The organism is Echinicola pacifica DSM 19836 (assembly GCF_000373245.1).
GTDB lineage: Bacteria > Bacteroidota > Bacteroidia > Cytophagales > Cyclobacteriaceae > Echinicola > Echinicola pacifica.
Genome location: NZ_KB890750.1, coordinates 217,211 through 240,756 on the forward strand (window position 1 = coordinate 217,211; position 23,546 = coordinate 240,756).

At 44.6% G+C, this 23,546-nt stretch carries 13 protein-coding genes; 4 read left to right on the plus strand and 9 right to left on the minus strand.

Annotated features, from left to right (window positions below; genetic code table 11):
* Window positions 1-45 precede the first annotated feature (45 nt).
* The 9 genes from B050_RS0111650 to B050_RS0111690 form a co-directional block, all read right to left on the minus strand.
* Window positions 46-747, minus strand: a complete 702-nt coding sequence (locus tag B050_RS0111650; protein ID WP_018474096.1) for a FecR family protein — start codon at window positions 745-747, stop codon at window positions 46-48.
* 24 nt (window positions 748-771) lie between these two features.
* On the minus strand, window positions 772-969 hold the full coding sequence (locus tag B050_RS0111655; RefSeq protein WP_018474097.1) for a hypothetical protein: 198 nt from the start codon (window positions 967-969) through the stop codon (window positions 772-774).
* Window positions 970-1,103: 134 nt separating this feature from the next.
* Window positions 1,104-1,697: an RNA polymerase sigma factor gene (locus B050_RS0111660; RefSeq protein ID WP_018474098.1), complete on the minus strand. Its 594-nt coding sequence runs from the start codon at window positions 1,695-1,697 to the stop codon at window positions 1,104-1,106.
* Window positions 1,698-2,503: 806 nt separating this feature from the next.
* Window positions 2,504-5,404, minus strand: coding sequence for a hypothetical protein (locus tag B050_RS0111665; RefSeq protein ID WP_018474099.1), 2,901 nt, complete (start codon window positions 5,402-5,404; stop codon window positions 2,504-2,506).
* A gap of 168 nt (window positions 5,405-5,572) precedes the next feature.
* A complete protein-coding gene (locus B050_RS0111670) occupies window positions 5,573-6,943 on the minus strand; it encodes a sulfatase family protein (protein ID WP_018474100.1) in 1,371 nt (456 codons plus the stop codon).
* A 238-nt stretch (window positions 6,944-7,181) separates the two neighbouring features.
* Window positions 7,182-10,007: a family 78 glycoside hydrolase catalytic domain gene (locus B050_RS0111675; protein WP_018474101.1), complete on the minus strand. Its 2,826-nt coding sequence runs from the start codon at window positions 10,005-10,007 to the stop codon at window positions 7,182-7,184.
* A 240-nt stretch (window positions 10,008-10,247) separates the two neighbouring features.
* Complete coding sequence (locus tag B050_RS0111680; protein ID WP_018474102.1) at window positions 10,248-11,345, minus strand: hypothetical protein; 1,098 nt, start codon at window positions 11,343-11,345, stop codon at window positions 10,248-10,250.
* Window positions 11,346-11,475: 130 nt separating this feature from the next.
* Entirely contained in the window at window positions 11,476-13,152 is a 1,677-nt protein-coding gene (locus B050_RS0111685) for a TIM barrel protein (protein WP_018474103.1), read from the minus strand.
* 13 nt (window positions 13,153-13,165) lie between these two features.
* On the minus strand, window positions 13,166-14,641 hold the full coding sequence (locus B050_RS0111690; protein WP_018474104.1) for a sulfatase family protein: 1,476 nt from the start codon (window positions 14,639-14,641) through the stop codon (window positions 13,166-13,168).
* 174 nt (window positions 14,642-14,815) lie between these two features.
* Between B050_RS0111690 and B050_RS22915 the strand changes: the two genes are divergently transcribed.
* The 4 genes from B050_RS22915 to B050_RS0111710 are packed head-to-tail and all read left to right on the plus strand — an operon-like array spanning window position 14,816 to window position 23,510.
* Window positions 14,816-18,682 carry a DUF5722 domain-containing protein gene (locus B050_RS22915; protein WP_018474105.1) on the plus strand — a complete coding sequence of 1,289 codons (3,867 nt, stop codon included), beginning with the start codon at window positions 14,816-14,818 and terminating at the stop codon, window positions 18,680-18,682.
* A gap of 13 nt (window positions 18,683-18,695) precedes the next feature.
* Window positions 18,696-20,228: a sulfatase gene (locus tag B050_RS0111700; protein ID WP_018474106.1), complete on the plus strand. Its 1,533-nt coding sequence runs from the start codon at window positions 18,696-18,698 to the stop codon at window positions 20,226-20,228.
* Between the two features lie 2 nt (window positions 20,229-20,230).
* On the plus strand, window positions 20,231-21,949 hold the full coding sequence (locus B050_RS0111705; protein ID WP_018474107.1) for a sulfatase: 1,719 nt from the start codon (window positions 20,231-20,233) through the stop codon (window positions 21,947-21,949).
* Between the two features lie 4 nt (window positions 21,950-21,953).
* Window positions 21,954-23,510: a sulfatase gene (locus tag B050_RS0111710; protein WP_157492755.1), complete on the plus strand. Its 1,557-nt coding sequence runs from the start codon at window positions 21,954-21,956 to the stop codon at window positions 23,508-23,510.
* Window positions 23,511-23,546 lie beyond the last annotated feature (36 nt).

A 23,546-nucleotide genomic window follows, 5' to 3' on the forward strand; every position in this document is an offset into this window, starting at 1 on the left:
GTAATACATTTTTCTCATGAGTGGGTTATTTTGATTAGAATTGGGTTAATTAGTTAATTCTTCCTGCGAATTGCTGATCGTCACAATATCATCTTTGAGCTTTATATCAAGCTTGGTCACTAGGTGAAGGGCTGTAATTAGAATTTTGATTTCATCAGAGGGTACCTTCCCCTCCAGAGGAATTTCCTTGTCACCTGGATTTTGGAATATGACCTTCTTCCCATATACGGAGGTAATAATCTGCGCGAGTTCCCCCAGTGTTTTATTGTTTAGCACGATGTATTTGTCCTTCCATGAAGTGTATTCTTCTGGCTGCACCTTCATTCTGAGCATTGCGCTAATGCGGCTGTTATAAGAAATATAGTCTCCAGGCAGCATCTCTAGTGGCTTTTCTGCTTGCGGAAGGAATAGCTGAACGATACCTTCTTCCAAGACGACGGATTCCTTCCCAGCCCTATCGATCACATTAAAACGGGTGCCTAGTACTTCTATAGTTAAGTTTCTAGTTAGCACCTGAAACTTGACACTTTGCCCCTCTTTCTCCTTCTTTGCCACATCAAAAAACACTTCCCCTGTGAGTTTTAACTTTCTTGAGTCAAATAGCTTCCATACCATCGGCGAATAGCTGATGGACGAATTACCATTTAAGGTTACCGAACTGCCGTCGGGTAGTTCCAGCTGCAGGAGCTGGCCATAGGCCGTTTCATAACTTTCCTCCTTCAATACTAAGAAAGTCCCAAGGCTCAATAAGAGGACTATAGACGCCGCCGCTTAGCTGATCCAAGGACTTTTCTTTCGGCTTCGAATAGGGATTACTGGCGGCTCCTCTTCCTGCGGTATCCTATCCATTAGGCGAAGCTTTTCACTTTCCACAATCGCTTCAGGTAATCTTCTTTCTACAAATTTTATTGACTTCCAGAGACCTTGATCGCCTTTTTGGTCGGTAAATATGGATTTTGATTTCTTCATAGGATGAATGGCCACAGGGTCTTATTAATAAGTCCTTCTTAAAATTGATGTCCCTTTTATATAGAGAGCAGTTTTCATGGTTTAGCTACTCATGAATTTTTGAAAAATGTAAAAAAAGTTTTTTTGATGCCCTTTCAATATAGAATCAGCCCCACAAAGACCAGTTTTAATAAGGTCATTATCAGTGGGTTGTTTCTCATCACCTCGTAGGCTCGTTGGAGGTTATTTAGGACCGATTGATAATGGATACCCTGGACTTCGGAGATCTCATTGACGGACAACTTCTCATAATATCTGAGGTAGATCGCCTCTTTTTGCCTGGGAGAGAGCTGATTGATCGCCTCGATTATTTTATGCCTTCGGTCCTCATCGAGTTCTTGATCAATTAAAAAATCCTCGTGGGAATAGTCAAAGGGGATTTCGGGTGGCTCCACATCATTAGAAATGAGATGGGCACTTAAAGAATGGTTTTTGGGGAGCATTCTAAAGAGCTTCCTCCTTGATGAAACCAGCAAGTAGGCCTTGAGAGACTGAATCTCTCCCAAGGTTTTTCTTGCCTCCCATAGGTCCACAAATAGATCATGAATAGCATTTTGGACCAGGTCCTCCTGAGAATAGAATTTCAAGAGGTAAAAATACAGGTCCTGATAATAGCAGTCATAGATGCCAGCAAGTGCTTGCCTATCTCCCCTCTTCAGACCCTCTATAAGTTCATGTTCCTTTTTCATTATGCTCACTCAAATTAAAAGACTCCCTCCGAATCTTTTACCAGACTAGAAGTTACTGTTTTTATTATTAATTATACCGTCCTCCCTTCCGCTTTTAGGTCAAATGTATAATTAAATTATTCTGCTTAAAAATGATTTTGAGGCAGCTAAGTTCCCCCCCTTTTTAGGAGTCCTAATTCGTTATCTTAGAGTATAAACACCTCTTTTTAGGCAAAGAGTATAGAACAATCGAGATAGTACTTTAGGAATAGGCATTTGTAATTAATGCAGATCAAAAAGCGCTAATCTTTAGATTGCCTATTTTTTAGGACTATTTATAGTGATTTGTATAGGGTAAAGTCAATTTAAATGAAAGTCTTATAAGAAGCCTCATTCTCCCGATAAATTATAAAATAATTAAAAAGTTTCCACCCGCTAGGCTGTTTTCCAGTTCACTACTGACCTTATGATCCGAAGGATTTTGAGGGGACCAAAAGTTTATCAAGTCTCCCTAAAACGATAAGCACCTTTGGGAGTGGTGAAGCCCTATTTAGGCCTGGTTACCGGAGCGGAATGGGGAATGGGTGTAGATTTCTGATATTTATGCTTTCATGCTTAAATGGTTTCCTGATAGCTATGCTTTATAAAAGCTCCTTTGCCAGTCATTTCTTGAGGCAATAAACCTTTTAGTTATATGTCAAAATAAAAAGTCCTAACCGATTTAGCCTAGCTAATTCCGATAGGACTTTTTACCCACTACCCTTTTATTTGGTAATAATTATTATATATCTATATTACTTCTCCAGCTGCCTTAGCTTGGGAGTACCTTAGTTTTTCAAGGTCAACCATTTTCCGCTTAGGCTTGGGTCAATATTGAATCTGATTGATCCCTTATTAGTTTTATAATAAATACCATTCCCTTGAGGGTCGGACAAGTGAATGTTGGAACTTTTTCTATTGCTTGATAGTGGAATACTCACCTCTCCTTTTCCTTTTACCATGATCAGCGTTTCATTAGGACTTTCAGGAGAGGGAACGAAGGCTATTTTTTCCAATTTCTGATCAGAAAACTGGTACTTTACCCCATCAATTTGGATACTATTGCAGGATTCCCCTTCAAAGGCCTCCAGCTTCTGGTCTGCGTTCATTCTAAAGGCCATCGTCAAGCGGCCATTATAGGTCAGCTTATGGCCATTCACCTTATAGTCCACCAAATCTATCTCAACTGGCGGCATAGGGTTAAGCTCAAGGTCTCTTTGGTCCTCAGACTTATTTCTGGAGAAGCCCCCAGACCAGGTTTCCCGGTGATTTTTATAATGCCTGACGATCACGGTGGTTCCATTTGGAAAACGGGTGCTTAGGTAGTCGCTGGTTCGGGAGAGGTGTTCGGTATTGTCATTTACACCTACAAAAGTCCCCGTGGAGGGATAGGCGCCCAGCCCATCCAAAATCTCAAATAGGCTGCGGGTTTCGTAGCCTAAACTAGCAGATTGGTCATCTCTAGGTCGGAATCCGAAGTAATAAGCATTGTCATTCCCTGTGCCTACCAATAAATCCGTGTCGCAATAAGCTAAAGGCGCGGTCCCCTGGGCTGCTTCTACCGGATAAATTCTATCTACAATAAAATCCGTAAGGATCAGCTGGGAAGGAATATCCGACAAGTGGCCAGCAAAGTCAATTTTCATACCCACTGCAAGCTGCCCTTGGTATAATGAAGGCTGGTAATTTAAGCCAAATAGCTTCTCCCATTTCTCCAAACAAGCTTCTCCATCTCCATTGATTAATGGAGGCGGTCCAAACCAAAACACTTTCCCGGAAGCATCGACCAGGTCAGCCATCAGGTCTAATACCCCTGCTTGTGGCAATGGCTCATAAAGGGTCACCAGACTGCTATATTCCCTGTCCTTGACCTGAAGTTTACCATTTTCGTTGATAGTGCCTAGTTCCAGCAGTTTCTCGGCAGTGATAAAATTGGCATAGCCATACTGTACCATCCAGCTGCCAAACCGCTCTTCTGCTGCCACCAAATTCATAGGATAAAGAATTAAAACATCCACATCACGGTGGACTTTGCCCGTGATAAACTGCATGGATCGGGACTTGGTCTGCCCACCATAGGCATCATTGATAGCTCCTTTTCGTTCCCTTACTTCATCTGGCATTCCCCAGAATGCTGGATAAGACGCGGGATTCTTATTCAACACGCCCAAACTAGCCGACATAGCTGCTCCATAGTAATTGCGGTCATTCCATCCCAGTTCCGCAAAATCATTCCGGGTAGGCTCCAAGTAATCTCCCCAATTAAAATAATCATAACAGGCTGCAGCAGCCTGCTGAACGGTGTTTCCCCAAATAAAATTAGAAGTGTATTCATACTTATACGCATGTCGATCTAGGTCTTCGGTATTCCACAGGTCCACAGTGGGGCTTTCTGCCCATGATGAATGACCGCTAGTACCAAAATCATCAATATTAAATAGATCACTGGCGTATTTCTTGGCTTTAGAAAATAGATCCACAATATGGCTATTTAGTAACTTATAATACCGATCCCGAAACAGGATACTGCGCTGGATATCTTCGGCAGTCTCGCCAAATACATACTGTATATTCTCAGAGGCGGTGGCATTATTGCTCGTAATATTAGGGCCATAAGCAAAGTATAAAATGTCCTTCTCTTCAAATGGTTGTCCAAATTTTTCCTTATATACTTCTCCTAGAGTGGGTGCATAATAGCGCAGGGCAAATTGACCGTTGTCATGATGTTGAAAGTATTTCCAATCCTGCTGGATATGCATTTCATCGGAATAGAAATGGTTGATTTTAATCCCCTCGTCGGCATATTTTTTTAGTAAGTCCTTTAGAAAAGGTAATGCCTCACTGCTGAAATACTCCATTTCAGGAACTTCATATTCGAGTAATACCAGGACCTTATCATAGCCCTCCATCTCATGAGTTTCCTCAGAATAGATGCTCACCCGATTGGCACGGTTAGGACTGGGCTTGGAGGGATTACTCCATAGGTCGGTATCCATTTCCTTGTCCTTATTATCATTAGCTTCTGGCTCCCATATATCGATCCTGATATCCTCTAGAGGAAGTATTTGCTCACGATTCACGGCAATATAAGGTGTATTCCTGATTGCCTTTTCCTTGAATGCATAAGCCTTGTATGACTTAAGTTTAATAGCAAAATTACCCTTATTATTAGACCAAATACGTTGCTGCCAAAGAGATACATGAAACTCCCCGGTCTCTGGATTTCTTAAGCCCACCTTATAGTGCAGCCATGTGCCGTTTTTACCAGTTTTGTTTTTGAAAGAAGGCCCTAATTCCAGTGGACTCAGCAGGCTAAGTCCCATGCTCAGTCCATAGTCTTTAGCAAAATCGGCAATGATTTTAATTTTATCTACATACTCGTCCATATCAGGGGTGAGCTTTCGCTCTGTGATTTCCTGATTTCTATATTGACGAAAAAACTCATCAAAGGCGATCGTTAAGGTATGATCGCCCTTACGCTGTGCCGCTTCACATACCTCACGAAGACTAGCATAGCGCTTGGTAAATCCTGTGGAAACATCTATTTTCTTATCTGGATCGGTCAGGTCCTCCAGCTGCTGGTCACTCGTCAGGATGATCGTGCTGGCGATCACTTCCTTAGGTACGATAAGAGTGGCCAAACCAAAGATAACCAGGTATTTCAAATGGTTTATAAGGTTTTTTTTCATGGCTTATTGGGTGTTTATATTTGATAAAATTTACGCTTTCTCATATTAAGGGCATAGCGATTCCGAGAGCTTCTCAGGGATGTCCTGAGGAGACTTATAGAGAGAATATATATAGACTTTGATTGTATTTATTGGCCTTCGGCAAAGTGATTATTTTTGCCGAAGGCGCTATTCCTGAGCCTCACGCTTCCCATCCAGATACCAATCAAAGTATTTCTGACCATTGGAGCTCATCTCATCACCATTTGCTGGCTCCATCAGACTTGCTTCCCATTGATCGAGTTGCTTTCGCAATTCTTGGGCTCTGGTGGGGTATTGAGATAGGAGATTTGTGGACTCTTCTACATCTGCCTCCAGATCAAAAAGGTATTCTCTCGATTCACCCCTTAGGTATTTCCACTTACCAGTACGTATGGCAGACTGTCCCACCCAGCGCCAAAATAATGTCTCATGGGGCGCTCCATGACTTTGACCATTCAGGAAGGGAATAAGGTTTACTCCGTCCAGCTCCTCCGCTTTCGGTAGGCCAGCAATCGCCACCGCTGTGGCAGCCACATCCAGCGTAATCACGGGCTGAGCATACACCTGACCACCTGTGATCCTCCCCTTCCAATAAGCCACAAATGGTACTCTAATGCCTCCCTCAGTTAGCATTCCCTTTTCCCCATTCATGGGCGTATTGAGCGAACCATCCCAGCCTGGGCCTCCTCCGGGTGCATCCAGTTTGTGGATTTTCAGTGGTGCACCATTATCACCAATGATAAATATCAGCGTGTTTTCTTCAATTTTGAGGTCTCTTAAGGTTTGCATAATTTTTCCGACTCCATCATCCACCGCAGACAGCATGGCCAGAGCCTGCCTCCTTCTTTCTGGCATCTCCCCAGGAAAGCGGTCCAGATAGTGCTGGGGTGCATCCAATGGTACATGAGGTGCTCTGTAGGCCAGATAAAAGAAAAATGGCTGCTCCTTAAACTTATTAATAAAGGTAACCGCAGCATCGCTACAGGCGTCCAGGTGATAAGCATTCGTATTTTCTGGTCCTAAGTCTTTTTCTGTGCCATCCATTCGGAAGTTTGAAAGCCCAGGCCGATTGCTATTCTTATAAAATACCCAGTCGAACCCATGGTCTGTAATTTCAGACCCTTCTCCCAAATGCCATTTTCCAGCCATGCCCGTTGCATAGCCCGCGGGCTTTAGTCTCTCCGCTATCGTCAGGCTACTATTAAATCCATTAAGCCCACCAGTCTTATAATCTCCATTGGACTCCAAACCAAATTTATTTTGGTACTGGCCACTTAGCAATCCACCTCTGGAGGGGACACACTGGGGAGCCGTAGAATAACCATCCGTCATCCGCGCACCGTTGAGCGCAAGTTCATCAATATTTGGCGTCTTTAGATCCGTCAATACACCTTGGGCATTGATGTCAGCATAGCCGTGATCATCCGTATAGATCACAATTATATTGGGCTTTTGGGCATAAGTCTGATAGCTGAGTCCCCCCAAAACTATGCAGCCTAGTATAAATTTATTTATCATAAGTGTCTCATTTTATTTGTTATATGCTTCATTTTTTACCTACTCTGCCTCTATCTGACCTTAGGTCAAACCCTATTCCTTATAGAGTATGTCCTCCGGAAAAGGCTATCACCTCCATAATTAGGGAGGTGAGATTAAATAGATGAAGAGAATCGCCCTTGAATTATCTTTTAATGGTCAAAGGTTATGGAGTTTTACTTTAGGACACAGGAGCAAATCTTCCAGCACCCTTCAGGTTCTAATTATCGAGTTTTGATTTTAGCTGGTATTTCCCTGCGGGCAATTGAATGAGTTCAGCATACCCTTGACCATCGGTAATTTCCTGTTTCTCCACCTTGATTACTTCTTGCATCTTAGTAATTTCAATTAGCCGCCCTGGAACTCTTAGCTTGCCTGTGGCTCCGGCAGGTACTTCTACGGTCCAGGACAGCAGCGAATTTTCCTGTTTCCATGAACTTTCGATTTCTCCCATTGGTGAAGCAAATCGGCAGGTAACCCATTCAAGCTCATCAATTATTTGGGGCTGAAAATGAATCAACTCATAGCCGGGGAATTCCGCATCGGGCTGGACTCCGGCAAGCCCTTCATAAAACCACCTGACGAAGGCTCCCTGAAAAGGATGGCTCATGGACTGTATATAGGGTATATCTTCATCCTGCTCAGTGGGCCATACCTCCCAAAAGGTGGTAGCTCCTCTTTGGATCAGATAATTGAAGCTTGGGGCATCTGTTTGATTTAGGACTTTCCAGGCAGTTTGGTAATAACCGTACTTCCCTAGTACCCGCCATAATGAGGGCATGCCAAACACGCCTGTCTCAAAGTGATATCCAGCATCTTTTACCTGTCGGTTTAGATTGGCCGCCACTTCCTTATGCCGATCAGGAGCCAATACATTCCAATCTATCGCTATAGCATTGACAGTCTGATCAGGTGTATATTCGGGGCTATCTCCATAGAATGCCTCTGTGAATGCCTTTCGAATCTCCCTTGACAGTTGGTCAAAATATTCATAATCCTCTTGCTTCCCCAGAAGCCTGGCCACCTCTGCAGTGATCCGCGCACTGCGGTAATAGCAGGCAGTGGAAAGCATAGGAGATATGGCCCCATATATTTCTCTATCAGTTTTTCCTTCAGGATTGTCGATGATAGGCTTTACCCAATCTCCCATTCCCGAATATACCAGGTCATTGGTGGAGATTCCCTGTAGATGTCTAGTCCATTGTATAATGGAAGAATAGTGTTTTTCCAGCGGCCGTAGGTCGCCCGTGTGCAAATATATGTCCCATGGGATAAAGGCGATGGCGCTGCCCCAATCCGGAGAACCTTCACCGATAAATCGCTTGCCGGGTGCCACCATCGTGGGTATTCCACTTTCCTTGAGCTGGACGCTGCGCTCTCCAAATTCATCTCCAAAACATAGCATTCTCGAGCTGATCAAAGCCGTGCTGGCGATGTCCTCTGTATATTTGCGCCACATACTTGCGGCATCAAATCGAAACATGGTATAAGGCACGGTCAGGTGAGCATCTCCTGTCCATCCGCATCTCTCCCGTACGGGACAGTCCACCGGTACCCCTAGCACGCTGCCCACTTGGGTCCAATGGGCCATATCAAAGAGCTTATTTATCAAGGAATCCGAAGAACTGAAATGTCCCGTAATGGCCATATCAGTATGGATAACTATTCCCTCCAGGAAGTCCCTACCAGGAGATTTTTCCTTTAACGCTCCATCTTCGACGCTCACCTCAGCATATCGGAAACCATGGTAACTGAATCTTGGCTCCCAAATTTCCTCCCCATTTCCCTTGCAGATATATTCATCGGTCTGGATCACTTTGGTGGCCTTTACTCCACTGGTGGCATAATTCAGTTCGCCCGAGGGCAGTTTATCTTCTGCATAGCGAATGGTAATCCTGGTTCCCGGAGAAGCATTTACCTTCATCTTTGCCCAGCCCACGAGGTTCTGCCCAAAGTCAAGTATCCAGGTATTTGCATGTAATTGACGGACATCCTTTACAGGAACTCGACCAGTGCGGATGCTTGGAGGCAATTGCTGAGCCACCAGCTTTCCACCGGCGGGAGGTAATTTATTTGCGGCTTGCCAACCTGTTGGAGCAGTGTTAACCTTAGCCCAGTCCGCAGTATAAAGTCTGGCATCATAGCTTTCTCCAGCGTAGATATTGGAGGCCTTGATAGCGCTTTGTTTAGTCTGCCATGATTCATCGGTCCCGATGAGCTCTGTGCTGCCATCTTTATATTCGATTTCCAGTTGGGCAATGACCTTGGGCTGGCCATAGCTCAGGCCATTGGGCCCCCAAACTCTATCCTGATTATAAAAGCCATCTCCAAGCCAAAATCCCAAGGTATTGAGCCCCTGCCGAAGCTGCTGGCTGAGGTCATGCGCGATATAGAAACTTCGTATATTGTAATCCGTCTGCGCTGGCTGTAAGACCTCCTCCCCTATTTTCTGGCCATTGAGCCAGCTCTCATGCAGTCCCAAACCGCAAACATATAGTCTCGCTTTGGAGATCTCCTTGCTGATCTCAAAGCTCCGGCGTAACCATGGCGCTGACTTTTCCCTTTGACTACTGGTCATTCCTATCCACTCCGCCGTCCAGTCACTATCATGTTTTAGGCCGACCTCAAAATGAAAATTATCACTCCACACTCCCCTTTCTTTATCTTCATAGACACTGCGTACTTTCCACCAGACGGAGGAGCGTGAAGCTAAGGATGAGGCATCGAAAATCATCCATGCTCCTTTGCCAATGGGCCTTAGAGTGACAGGAAGGAGATTTCCTTGGTTTTGAATGAGCTTTGACTCTTGGTCAGAGGCCATTAGCTCGTAGCCGATAAGCGGTTTGCCGGGGATATCCTTAGGAGCCTGCCAGGATAATCTGGGCTTTGCTTCATCAGTGACTACCCAATTGGCAAAACCTTCCACCTTTAAGTTTATAATTTTGCTGTGCTCCCCGAGACCGGCCTTCTCTACGGTAGAAATTCGTGAACATCCCCATGAGAAAAGGCCAATGAGTAAGCTTATAGAAATTATAATATGTCGCATGATATCGATTCGTTAATCTTTACTACTCAGGCAGTTCCTGATCCCTTTCTTTATTGACCTTGCCAAAGGGATATATTCTCCCCTAAATTGAATCCTGGTTAATTACTAAATAATATTCCGGAGGCATTAAGAGTTACTTTCCCTTATCCAGTTCGATAGCTTTATTTTTTTTATAAAATTACACAAGCAGCTATAGGATATTTTCAGATCCTTTTGGGAGTCAACATGATATAGGATTATCTACTGGCCTGTAATCTCTTTTAATTTGGAAAAGAAGGCTTTTTTACGAGCAGAGCTTATTCCCCAGTCGATAGGAACACTTTGATAACCCTCTGTGAATCCTTCACCTTGCATTCTGAAATCAAAATATCCCCAGGAAGCATAGGATTTTATAGCCGCTTTAAAATTGTAATTTTCATCGTCGTAGTTAAAGTGGTCGTCTTCATTAAACAGTATTGGCTGGCCTCTGTAGCTGGGAAGGTTTTTAGTTTTGATAACCATATCGGTGATGCCAGTCGGCTTACTCACGCCATTTCCATGAAGCAAAATAAAGTCCGACACTTCTACCACCTCGGCTGAGGGTATAAGCTTACCACCATAGCTGGTACTTACTAATAAGGATCCCTTGCTTTTTTCGCGAACTCTTACGATCAATTCCTGTATTCTCTTTTGGGTCAGTATCGGATGATCATAAGGGCCATTGCATTCATTATTGATCTCTATAAGCAGGTTTTTATATCCTTTGTCCAGTATCCATTCTGTGATATTGTCGGTGGCATTCAGCACTGCATTTTCATCCTTGAGGTATTGGTCCTGCCCAAAGTAAAAATATCCGAAGATGACGACCATGCCCAGGTCGTCGGCTTTATTCAGCAGCCGTTCCAGACGATCTATATATGCCGGGACCAATTCTCCCTGTGCGTCAAAAGCTGAATTACGACAATTGTGACCACTGTACCCCACAGGGCTGCCTCCTTGGAGGTTGAGGGAAAAGGCCAGCAAGCCATGGGCTCGCCATTCCGGCATTGCAGCAACAAATTCATCCGTATTCCTATCTGCATCCCATTTTTGGGTGTCGGGATATACAAACTCGCCCACTGTATTAGGGTTTTGATCATCAAAGATACCCTGGACCATTCTTGAGTTCATCAGCAGGCCCTCTATTTTGTTGCCTTCCCAATACCTCCCTTCATAGGTCAATGTATCATTGATATAAAACTGCCCATCCTTGATAGACACTTTGGTTTTAGCCATTTCTTGAGCTAATAGTTCCCCTGAAGTCATGACCAATATCAGGACCAGGTGAAAAACTTTTTTAAGTGTATTGATTCGTATCATCTGAGTTTTTTTTAGTCTTGATTTATCTTTTCCCTTTATATTTTTTTCTCAAGAAGATCCTACTTATAAGCCTATCTAAGGCGGGAAAGTTGATTATAGATTCCCTGTGAAAATCTATTTGACCTAACTTTTAGTCTTTAATGGCCTTGATATTTACTTTTATGACGCGGTTTTTGCTCATTTCTGGAATCATGATTTCTCCTGATTGTGGGTTAATTCCTAAATCCGCAAATTGATTAAAGCCAGTAACAATTTCTTCTACATTGCCCTTTGCATCGATTTTCAGGAGTTTACCTCCTGTCCAGTCGGTGGCATAATAATGTCCATCATACAGTAGCACGCCATCTAAGTTGGCGATTGGAGCTCCTATGCCCACGGGCTTTATAGACTTATCCTTAAGGTTAATCTTTAATAGGCTTCCTTTTTTGCTTGTTTCGAAAGTAGCCAGATTTGTCATAGGACCCCAGGTGGCCACTATCAGCTCATCTTCTGATATCAAAAGACCATTGGGAAATTCCAGTTTTTCGCTTTCTAGCCATATCTCCACTTCACCAGCAGGGCTTACTTTATAGATTCTATTAGTAAAGGTGTCTGAGATATAGATTTGTCCTTCGGACGAAATGGCAACATCATTTATAAACTCTGAACCGGGAAGTTTGATTTTCTGGATGACCTCTCCTGACTTTAGGTCAATATCCACCAAAACGCCTCGATCTCCCACATACAGGTGGCCCTTCCAGGAGGACATGCCTGTGGGGGCATCCAGCCCTTGTACCCATCGAGCCTCGACCAGCTCCCCCTGCTTATCCAATTTAGTAATCCAGCCATATTGATCTTTTTCTAAGGTGACTTTTCCACCACCAAGGTTAGAAATATACCAGGCCTCGGATCCCTCATCATAATAGGCACTTTCGGGAGCATCCAGCGCCTCGGAGATACTGGAAATGGGTGCGTTAATGATCTTAACCTCTTCCTCAAAAGCTTCCACTGAACGACCAATATGGTCTTTTGCGCCTTCCCGTATGCCAAACGTATGCAGAAATATCTCCCCCTGATACTCGATTTTATTTAAGGCGATGAGGAATTTGCTAATATCATAGTCGCCCTGATCCAGCGGTTTGATGGCATCCGTCCAGTTTGCATCCGTATTTGGGTTAAGGGTAATATCCGCTCCGGCGATGGAGACGAACTTCAAATAAGGTTTTGCTTTTATAGCAACCTCCAGCATTCGATCTCCATTTCCAGCCCTAAGCTCATGGCATGAATGCATGCTGAGGTATAGGTTAGGTGCCTGAATGGCCTTGATATAGGGAATAGCATCTTCCACAGACTCGATAAAGGTATTGTCATGGGGGTAAATGACGATATCCTTGCCAAGAGTTTGGGCTTCCTGGCTCATCTTTGTTAATAAATCAGTGGTTCCTGCGGTGGTAGCGTCAGTATCCAGAATGATCACCCATAATGCTTTAAGCTCTGGAAGTGCCAAGGTCTTTTTCCATAAGTCATCTTCTGATGCATTGCTAAAATTATAGGGAAAATACACTACAGGGATGGCCATTTCGCCATTTTTGAATGCTTCACTATTTTGGTATTCCAGGTATTTGTTTCTCTGTCCCTCTGTTTTGGCGGCAAAGGTAAAGCCTTTTAATCCTAGATCAGAGAAAAGTTCCACGCTTTGATCTATCGTTAGGGCGTCCATACCAAAATCAAAAGCGTATAGATTTTCCTGTAAGGATTGCCCCTGAGCAAGGGGTCCAATGAGGAGAAGAAAGTTTATAATAAGGTATTTTATTGGTCTTGGTTGCATAATGTTTTACAGCTTATTTTATGGTTTTGGGTAGGTAAAATTCATACCAGGCCTCCTCGGCAGAGGTAAGAGATAATTGAGATATGCCGGGGTTTTTCAGTTCATCTGTCCATCGTTCCAGCTTTTTGCGCATGACCGCGGCGAGTTGAGGATATTGACTTATGATATTTTCGTCTTCTACAGGACTCTCACTCAGATCGAAGAGGTATTCTTTATTGCCCGCCACCAAGTACTTGAAGTCCCCGGAACGGATTGCGGTTTGATTCCAAAATCTCCAGTATAAGTTTTCATGGGGATCAGTCCGTAAGGATTCCTTAAGAAAGGGGATTAGGTTTACACCATCTAAATTAGGATTAGGATCCAGGCCTGCCACTGCCAAGGCGGTGGCGGCCACATCAAGGCTAATAACAGGACGGTGATAAACCTTGCCTTTAGGCAGCACTTTTGGCCAGGATATGATATAGGGGACACGAATTCCTCCTTCGGTGATCATTCCCTTTTCGCCCACCAGGGGTCCATTCAAGGATCCGTCCCAAGCGCCTCCTTTGAAGGAAATGGGAATATCTTTTTTATCGATTTTCAGGGGTGCTCCGTTATCGCTGATAAAAAATATGAGGGTATTCTCTAATAAACCCAGCTCCTCTAGCGTCTCTTTGATCTGCCCCACGCCATCATCGATTGCAGACATCATGGCTAGACAATACCTTCTACGCTCAGGCATATCTCCAGGAAATCTCTTCAGGTATTTTTCGGTAGCTTCCAGCGGTACATGTGGGGCAAAATACGAAAGGTAATAGAAGAAAGCTTGGTCTTTATTACGTTTGATAAAGGCCGTGGTAGCCTCAGTTTGTAAGTCGAGTCGATATCCTTCTTCTTCTTTCCATTGCGGCTCCACCTTATTTCCTTGCAAATCATAATTGATCCAATAGCGATTCATAGGGCCATAAAAATACTCATCAAAGCCCCTCGAAGATGGGTAATAGGGCATCTTTTCCTCCAAGGATATATCACTGGGCTGCACCTCTTTATCTTTGAGTTGGGGTAAGTTTTCTTCGATCCAGGTGATTTGCTGGTGATTGGGCTCCAAGTGCCATTTTCCGGTCATACCCGTGATATATCCTGCTTTTTGCATCATCTGAGGAAGCAGTTCCTGATCCAAAGGCATGGGGATGGTTCCATTATGATCCAGCCCATATCGCTGCTGGTACACTCCCGACAGCAAGCCCGAACGGGAGGGAATACACTGTGGGGCAGTCACATAGCCAGAGGTCATTCTCACCCCTCTTCCTGCCAGCTGATCGATATGTGGTGTTTTGATATCGTCCACCAGTCCCTGGACTCCCAGATCTGCATAGCCTTGATCATCGGTATAGATCACGATGATATTCGGTTTGTCTTGACTATATAGCGGTATTACCAGGGCTATATAAGTAAGGAAAGCGAAAGACACCTTATATATATAGTAGCGATTCTGGATAGCTCTTATCATAGGTCATCGGTTTATTGCGTGATCGAGATTTTAGTACTCTGTTTTATAAAAATACCCTTAGTCTTAGGATCTTATATCCTGCCGCGTGATGCCCAATACAAAACAGGATACCTTTCTGATCTAGTTCTGCTAGTTTAGTCGGAATTAACATTAACCCATATTATATCCGAAGACATGAGTAATCTGCTTTCCTTATTTATAGTTTTTCTGCCTATACTATTCCCTGCTGAGCCTGATCCATTGATTTTTGATCTTAGCAAGGCACATGATATGGAGGTCAGCTCGACTGACTTACACACCTATGACATTACCACGACAGGTGCAGACCCATATATATTCGCTCAGCCACTCACAGCAGACCTGGATGAAAATGCCAGCATGGTTTCCTTTGAATATTTCTGTCCCACAGGATTGGATTTTTTCGAGCTCTATTTTTATCCCCTAAAAGAAGATCCTCATCCTATTATCATCAAGGACATCGGATCTACAGAGGGCTGGGTAAAGTTTACTATCGATATCTCCGCAGTCCGATCCTACTGGGGGAAATCTGGGGACATCTTACGAATGGATTTTGGTGGAGCTGCTGGCTTGAATATCCAAGTCAGAGCCATGGAGATACGAGCGATGACAGCCCGGGAAAAGGAAATCCTCTCAAATAAAGAAGCCATAAAACAGCAGGAGGCTATATATGAAAAAGGATTACAGGAATACCTTGGGAGGGATTATGAGGCGGGCATCCATCAGGTCAGCGTAGGTGAAAGCAGCGTAGATATAGAGGGAGATCTTGGGCAGAGCCAAGGTCAATATGCCCTTGCCGAAGTACCTGTTTATGCCAATGCCACTGAAGCACAGGAACTGGTAATTGTCCAGGAATTCAATACAAAAAATAAAGGGACTTTCTCAAGCTCTATTGATCGGTTCATAGAGCGTGATGGATACAGGTATGACCGTCTTTTGTCCAAGTGGCTGGTGGTGAAGAAAACGGAGGAAGGTTTCCGTCCAGCCTCCCATGCTCGTCATCCTGACGCTATAGTTTCCAAGTACGATTACGATTTTGTGCGGCCCTCGACTATTAAGGGAATAGGTGGATACAGTGCTGGCCGCGAAGCTCCTACCTCCGATTTGGATGATCTGGGGATCACCAGTGTGACCATCAATATATGGTTGAATAAATTCTATCGCTCCTCCGCTGCTCCAGGACATTTGGAGCATGAATATATGGGCAAAACCTATTATATAGACCAGAAATCCATTGAAGGATATGACCGATCATTTAAAGAAGCGGCTGACAGAAATATAGAGGTTTCTGCTATAATACTGGTGGACAAGGCCTCTGGCTCCCCAGACAAAACCATAGGCGAGATCTTGCAGCATCCGGACTGTGATCCAGCGGGCATATACAGCATGCCAAATGTCACCAGCGCTGAGGGGGTACAATATTATGCAGCAGTGATCGATTTCCTGGCAGATCGGTATATGCGCCAGGACAAGAAATATGGCCGTATCAACCATTGGATAGTGCACAATGAGGTGGATGCTGGCTGGGTATGGACCAATGCTGGGGACAAATCGGCCCTTGTATTTCTGGATCTCTATCATAAATCCATGAGGATCATCAATAATATCGCGAAAAGCTATAACCCCAATTCTAAAGTATTCATCACACTGACCCACTATTGGAACTGGACCTCCAATCCTCACTTCTACCTGTCCAAGGACTTACTCGAATACCTATTGCAATTCTCCAGGGCGGAAGGTGATTTCGATTGGGGCATCGCCCAACACCCTTACCCCGAATCCTTACGCGAGCCCAAAACCTGGCTGGACAATAAAGTAAGTTTCAACTATGAAACCCCATTGATAACTTTCAAAAATATCGAAGTATTGAATGCGTGGGTACAGCTGCCTGAGGTACGCTATAAGGGTACGGAAAAAAGGCTGCTATATCTATCCGAAAATGGGACGAACTCTCCCACTTATAGCGAAAAGGACCTCCATGAACAAGCCGCAGGAATGGCTTATGCCATGAAAAAAATCAAATATTTGGAGGGAATCGATGGCTTTCAATATCATAACTGGCAGGACAACCGCCGTGAGGGAGGCCTGCGTATAGGCCTACGGAGATTTCCTGATGATGAAGAAGATCCCTCAGGCAAGAAACCTGTGTGGGAAGTGTACCGGGCCTTTGGCCAAGAGGATGAAGACCTAGTGTATGACCCTTACCTAAAGACCATCGGCATAGAGTCCTGGGATGAGGTGCGCTATAAAGAGCCCATTTATGGCAAAAACCTAAGTCTAAAATCCAAACGAGAGGTCATGAGTGATACATGGGTCGCTACGGACCACCTGGGACGGACTCTCCCCTCTGCCAGTCAGACAGGACCCCTAAAGCAGGATCGTACGGTGGGGATGTTTTACTTTATCAATCATGATACTCCAGCCAAAACAGGCCCATATAATGTTACTGAGATCCTCCAGGAAAACCCCAAAAACCCCAACTGGGGCCCAGGGGCACATTTCTGGGGCGAGCCTGAGATAGGATATTATCTCAATAATGAGGAATGGGCCATCCGAAAGCATGCCTATCAACTTATGGATGCTGGAGTGGATGTCATCATCATGGATGTCACCAACGACCGTACCTATCGGGAAACTTACCTGACCCTCTGTAAAGTCTATACAGAAATGCGTGCTATTGGCGAAAAAACTCCCGATATAGCGTTTCTGGCAAGTGAAAAATCAGTGAATAAACTTTGGGAAGATTTTTATTCACAGGGACTTTATCAGGATCTATGGTTTTATTGGAATGATAAGCCACTACTGCTTTATGGGCAACATGAAATCCCCTCCCGAAATAAGGTGAATGATATAGTATTTTCATCTACTATCCGGGAATTCTTCACCTTGAAACAAAGCTGGGCCTGGACCACGCTCCCATGGTATGAGGAAGGTCAGGATGAATGGCCTTGGGTGGACCATTTTCCACAGGCCATATCATGGAGCAAGGATCCCTCGGAGGCGGAAATGATCCCGGTATCGGCAGCCCAGCACCCCCTATCCAATATAGGCCGAAGTTATCATAATTTTCACCAGCCCGAATTGGATGATCAAGACCTTACGGCTTTTACTGATGAAGGCTTGTATTTTCAGGAGCAGTGGAACCGGGCCATTGAAGTGGAACCTAAATTCGTGTTTGTGACCGGCTGGAATGAGTGGTCGGCCGGCAAAAAAGTAATGGAAGAAAATGTTTCCGAAGAGCTTCAACAATGGAATTTCTACCCAGGAGCCCATTTGGGTAAAGGAGGAAAGCCCATTCAGCCCGGTGAAGCCTATTTCATTGACCAGTATAATCAGGAGTTTAGCCGTGATATCGAACCCATGAAAGGAGGGCATGGAGACAATTACTATTACCAGCTTATGGCGAATATCAGAAAGTATAAAGGCAGCCGAAAAGTTCCTTCTGCTACCTCCTACTCCATCAATATCCTTGGTGATTTTGACCAGTGGGATGCTGTAAGTACAGAATACTATGACCATATAGGCGATACTATGCATAGAAATAGCATTGCATCAGGTACTGTAGGTCCTTATATTGATGAATCTGGACGGAATGATTTCGAGTCCTCAAAAATATGCTATGATAAGGATAAGGTCTATTTCCTTGTCCAAACACTACAGCCCATTAAGGTCAGCAAAGGAGGCAAATTAAGCTTACTAATCAATATAGACAGAGATAGCGATACAGGTCTTGCTGGATATGATTTGGCGGTCGATCTGGACCATTATGGAAAAAACACCAGCACTCTGCAAGCCTTCCAAAAAGATAAAGGCTGGAAAAAACTGAATAGCCTGGAGGTTCAGCTTAAGGGAAATCAATTGATGCTCGCTATTCCTATAAAATACCTGAGAACGTCTGGTGGGCTGGACTTTGAATTTCACTGGGTGGATGCTATCGAAAAACTGGACTGCTTAGAGGACATTCTCTCCGCAGGGGACAATGCACCTTCCAGGCGAGCGAATTATCTTTTTACCTTAAATTAAATAGAATGCACTTATGATATTCAAAAAATTCATACGTCGATATATCAAAGCCAGCACAGCTCTATTGCTGGGAGCGATTGCCTATTCTTGTTCGCCGGCTACAGAAGCACCCCCGCCCAATATCGTTTTTATCTTAGCGGATGATTTAGGCTGGGCGGATCTGCCGCTTTATGGAAATGCATTCAATGAGGCGCCGAATTTAAGTAAACTGGCCAGTGAGGGCATGCTTTTCACGAATGCTTATGCTGCCAATCCAGTATGCTCCCCGACGCGGGCTAGTATTCAGACGGGCCAATACCCCGCTCGAATAGGTATCAATGATTTTCTTCCCGGACACTGGCGCCCCTACGAAAAACTAAGAGTTCCGGCCAACAAAACCCAATACCTACCGGAGGAATACCAAACGATTGGCGAAAATCTCAAGGAGGCAGGTTATAAAACCGGTTACTTTGGTAAATGGCATTTAGGAATAAAGCCAAACCATCTTCCCGAAAATCAGGGGTATGATGAAAGTGTGGTTTATAATGGTGGGGGATATTTTAATTTTGGGGCTAAGCTGCATCCACCGCAGGAATTCCCCAAAGATAAGGTGCTCTCTGAGGCCCTGACCGATCTGAGTATAGACTTTATCGAAAGTAATAAGGAGCAGGCGTTCTTCCTGTTTTTGGCACACTATGATGTGCATGTGCAGTTGGATGCAGATGCTGAGCTGATAGAGAAATACCTCAGGAAGCCCAAAGCTAAAAATTATCCTTCCAATGCCATCTATGCCGCCATGATTGAGCATTTAGATACAAGCGTGGGGAGGATCATGGATAAACTGGAAAAAGAAGGACTCGCAGAAAATACATTGGTAGTATTCTTTTCTGATAATGGAGGACTGGTGAAGCGCTTCGATGAAATCCCACTTCTTGACAAACATAGCTTATCCTATTACGAGAACGACTCCTTGCAATATATAGCGTCCTCCAATGCTCCTCTGCGGGCGGAGAAAGGGACGATATTCGAAGGGGGAATTCGCGAACCCATGGTCGTCCGATGGCCAGGGAAAATCAAGGCGGGTACGAAATCCGATGCCCTGATCAGCAGCATAGACTTCTTTCCCACCTTCATGAATATCGGCAAAGGAAGGGTATCGCACGGCCAACAGATAGATGGCCAAAACCTAGAGGAGATTTTTGAAGGGGAAGAACCGCAGCCTGAGCGTAGCCTCTATTGGCATTATCCTGTTTACCACCATGCAGAGCCAGCTAGCGCAATTCGAAAGGGCGACTGGAAGTTGATCCACTTTATGCAGGACGATCATGTGGAGCTGTATAATCTGGAAGAGGATATAGGTGAGAGCATTGACCTGAAGGCTCAGCAGCCAGAGCTAGCAGCAGAATTATACACTAGCCTTCAGAATTGGCGCGAGGAGGTGTCTGCGGCGATGCCAATCCCAAATCCAGATTTTGACTCCGAAAAAAGGCATCTTTGGGTCCGTCATCCTCATTTTGATGATATGCTCCAAGGCTTAGATAATTTCAAAGAAATCATACCTCAATAAATATGAAGACTATTAATACCCTATGCTTACTCCTGGCAGTATCACAGCTCTTCAGCTGCAATAGCGCCCATACCAAAGTAAGCAACAGCACAGCCAAACGCCCCAATGTCATCTTCATCCTTGCGGATGATTATGGCATCATGGATACTCAAGGATATGCACAAAAGATTCTCGGCATCGACCCGGAGCTGATGTATTATGAAACCCCCAATTTGGATCGAATGATGAGTGAGGGAATTTCTTTCTCCCAAGCCTATGCCAATCAGCTATGCTCCCCCACCCGAGCCAGTATATTAACAGGAAAGTACGCAGGAAGGCTGGGCTTTACCACGGCTATGCCTCCTCGCGAAACCTACTATAACCAAAACTTAGAAGTACCTGAGGGCTATTATGCTCATGATGTGCTAAGTCATGCCGATAATATCAAAATCGAACAGGCCATGCTCAATAGCACCTCCAATTCAGCTATCCCTTCTGGTGCTGATTGGGATAAGGGAAAGGATGAATTGTCCATTGCCGAGGCCATGGAAGATTACCATTCTGCTTTCATCGGCAAGTGGCATGTTGGAGGCTTTGGCGCCAAGGGGTACCAACCCGAAAATCAGGGCTTTGAGGCCCTCGCTTGGTATGACGCTGGTGGATCAGCCTATTATAATTGGAAAAATGCCTGGAATATCAATACCAAAGGTCCTTATCCAAATATGCCACAAAGCAAGTGGGAAATGGGAGATGCTGGAATGGAAACCGGGGAAGAATACCTTACCGATGACCTGACGGAACAGGCTTTGAGTTTTATCGAGCGGGAGGCCAAGAATAAGGACAAACCCTTCTTTCTCTATTTCTCTCATTTTGCGGTGCACAGCCCTTACCAAGGACCTGAGGAAGAAATAAACTATTATGAAGGAAAAGACAGTAAAGGCTGGAATGGGCACCATGATCCAGTATATGCCACGATGGTCAAAAATCTCGATGAATCTGTCGGGGCTATATTGGATAAATTGGAAGAGCTGGGCATTGAAGAAAACACCTTGGTGGTATTTATGTCCGACAATGGCGGCATAGATTCCAAGATCACTCCAAAAGGTGATGGCACAGATAACAGTCCCTTTCTAGGGGGCAAAGCTTGCCTCACAGAAGGTGGTATCAGAGTACCGCTGATCTTCAGATGGAAAGGGACTTTACCCGAGAAGAAATGGGTGGACATCCCTGTTGACTGCACGGACATCTTCCCTAGCCTGCTGGATGCTGCGGGATATCCTGCGGAGCAAATCGTGAAAAGCAAAAACCTAGATGGCCAAAGCCTTTTACCCTTGCTTACTGATCCACAGAATAAGAAAAAGAGCTATACCAAAACCGATCACTTCTGGCACTATCCCTTCAATGTAATCTATAATAATCCGACAGATGGATATCCACTTACTCCCCATTCGGCCATACGATCAGGAGATTATAAGTTGATTTTCGATTGGCATGGGAGACTGGCTTTATATAATATTGAGAAAGATCCATATGAGAAAAACAATTTGTCCGGCAGTGATCCCGAACTTACTAATGAGCTTTTCGGCAAGCTGATGAGCTGGATGGAAAGTAATATTGAGGCCCGCTACTGGCCCATTCCAAATCCTGAATACGACCCTCAAAAGGATGTTCGGGATGAAAAATACATCGACCTACTTGGTCAATATCAATCTCAAGGATATGTTATCACTAATAAAAAATAATAAAATGGCTTTAAATTATACCCGGAATCGCTTTGCATTAGCGGTGGTTTTCCTTCTGATATTATTCAAAGCTCAGGCCCAAGGAAACAAACAACCTAAAAACATCATTTTCATCCTTGCGGATGATCTAGGCTGGAGCGATGTGACCTTATATGGAAATACAGACTTCTATGAGACGCCAAATCTCGAAAGGCTTGCGGCTAAAGGTCTTACATTCACTCATGCCTATGCTGCGAGTCCATTATGCTCGCCCACTAGAGCTAGTATCCTGACAGGGCAAAATCCCTCTAGAAATGGTATTACGGCACCCACAGCACATACAGATCAGTTGATCCTCAAGGCACAGGTAGCGCCAAATGCCAGTCCTTCAAGTAAGGCTATCATCACCCAATCGGTCTCAAGGCTGGATACGCAGCTTCCTACTTTGGGAAAGTTGATCAAGTCTGCCGGCTATTCCACGGCTCACTTTGGCAAATGGCACCTTGGAAAAGAGCCTTATTCTCCCCTGGAGCATGGCTATGAGGTGGATATCCCTCATTGGCCCGGACCAGGGCCTGCAGGGAGTTTTGTCGCTCCATGGAAATTCCCGAATTTCACAGAAAACTATCCGCAGGAGCATATCGAAGACCGAATGACCGACGAAGCCATTCTGTGGCTAAGGGAGCAGCAGAAAGACAAGCCTTTTTATATGAACTATTGGCAGTTTTCGGTTCATGCCCCATTTGATGCCAAGCAGGGACTTATTGAGTATTACCAAACAAAAATGGACCTTAACGACCCCCAACATTCTCCAACCTATGCTGCCATGGTGCACTCTATGGATCAGGCGGTTGGGCGTCTTTTGGATGAGGTGGAGCGTCTGGGTATTGCCGATGAGACCGCTATCATATTCTTCAGTGACAATGGAGGAAATATGTATAATGGTCTGGTCGATGAGCTGCCTTCGGGGGAGAAGATCCTCAACCCTCCCACTAGCAATGCTCCACTTAGAGGTGGAAAAGCCACTATGTATGAAGGGGGAATTCGTGTGCCCTGCATCGTGGTATGGCCCGGGCTTACACAGCCAGGAACCAGAACTGATGTCACGATCCAATCCACAGATTTTTATCCAACCATCCTGAAACAGCTTGGTATTTCTTTACCTTCTAACTATGCCATAGATGGTCATGATATCAGCCCTGTACTTAAAGGTGAGGAATACGAAAGTCAGCCGATCTTTACCTACTTCCCTCATACTCCAAAAGTACCTGATTGGCTGCCTGCCTCTATGGCCGTCCATTCCGGTGACTGGAAGCTTATACGCTTGTTTTATGAGGGAGAAAATGAAAAACATGATTATAGACTATATAATATCAAATGGGATATCAGCGAGTCTAATAATCTTAGCTCCTTATTCCCTGAGAAAGTAATTGAGCTGGATGCGCTTATAGAGGCTCATCTGCAGGACGCCAATACGGTGACGCCTATTCCTAACCCAAGCTTTGACCCTTCAAAATACCGTCCACAGGATATTGGAGTGCCTCCTATAGGACTTCATAATGCCGATGCTATCAAAAAATAAGGTTCTTTCTTAGCCCTTCCTACCCTGCAACTTCCT

Bases quoted from the DNA above. Each gene is read 5' to 3' on its own strand.
- B050_RS0111655 (WP_018474097.1), bottom strand. From the start codon at position 969: ATGAAGAAATCAAAATCCATATTTACCGACCAAAAAGGCGATCAAGGT.
- B050_RS0111660 (WP_018474098.1), bottom strand. From the start codon at position 1,697: ATGAAAAAGGAACATGAACTTATAGAGGGTCTGAAGAGGGGAGATAGG.
- B050_RS0111665 (WP_018474099.1), bottom strand. From the start codon at position 5,404: ATGAAAAAAAACCTTATAAACCATTTGAAATACCTGGTTATCTTTGGT.
- B050_RS0111670 (WP_018474100.1), bottom strand. From the start codon at position 6,943: ATGATAAATAAATTTATACTAGGCTGCATAGTTTTGGGGGGACTCAGC.
- B050_RS0111675 (WP_018474101.1), bottom strand. From the start codon at position 10,007: ATGCGACATATTATAATTTCTATAAGCTTACTCATTGGCCTTTTCTCA.
- B050_RS0111680 (WP_018474102.1), bottom strand. From the start codon at position 11,345: ATGATACGAATCAATACACTTAAAAAAGTTTTTCACCTGGTCCTGATA.
- B050_RS0111685 (WP_018474103.1), bottom strand. From the start codon at position 13,152: ATGCAACCAAGACCAATAAAATACCTTATTATAAACTTTCTTCTCCTC.
- B050_RS0111690 (WP_018474104.1), bottom strand. From the start codon at position 14,641: ATGATAAGAGCTATCCAGAATCGCTACTATATATATAAGGTGTCTTTC.
- B050_RS22915 (WP_018474105.1), top strand. From the start codon at position 14,816: ATGAGTAATCTGCTTTCCTTATTTATAGTTTTTCTGCCTATACTATTC.
- B050_RS0111700 (WP_018474106.1), top strand. From the start codon at position 18,696: ATGATATTCAAAAAATTCATACGTCGATATATCAAAGCCAGCACAGCT.
- B050_RS0111705 (WP_018474107.1), top strand. From the start codon at position 20,231: ATGAAGACTATTAATACCCTATGCTTACTCCTGGCAGTATCACAGCTC.
- B050_RS0111710 (WP_157492755.1), top strand. From the start codon at position 21,954: ATGGCTTTAAATTATACCCGGAATCGCTTTGCATTAGCGGTGGTTTTC.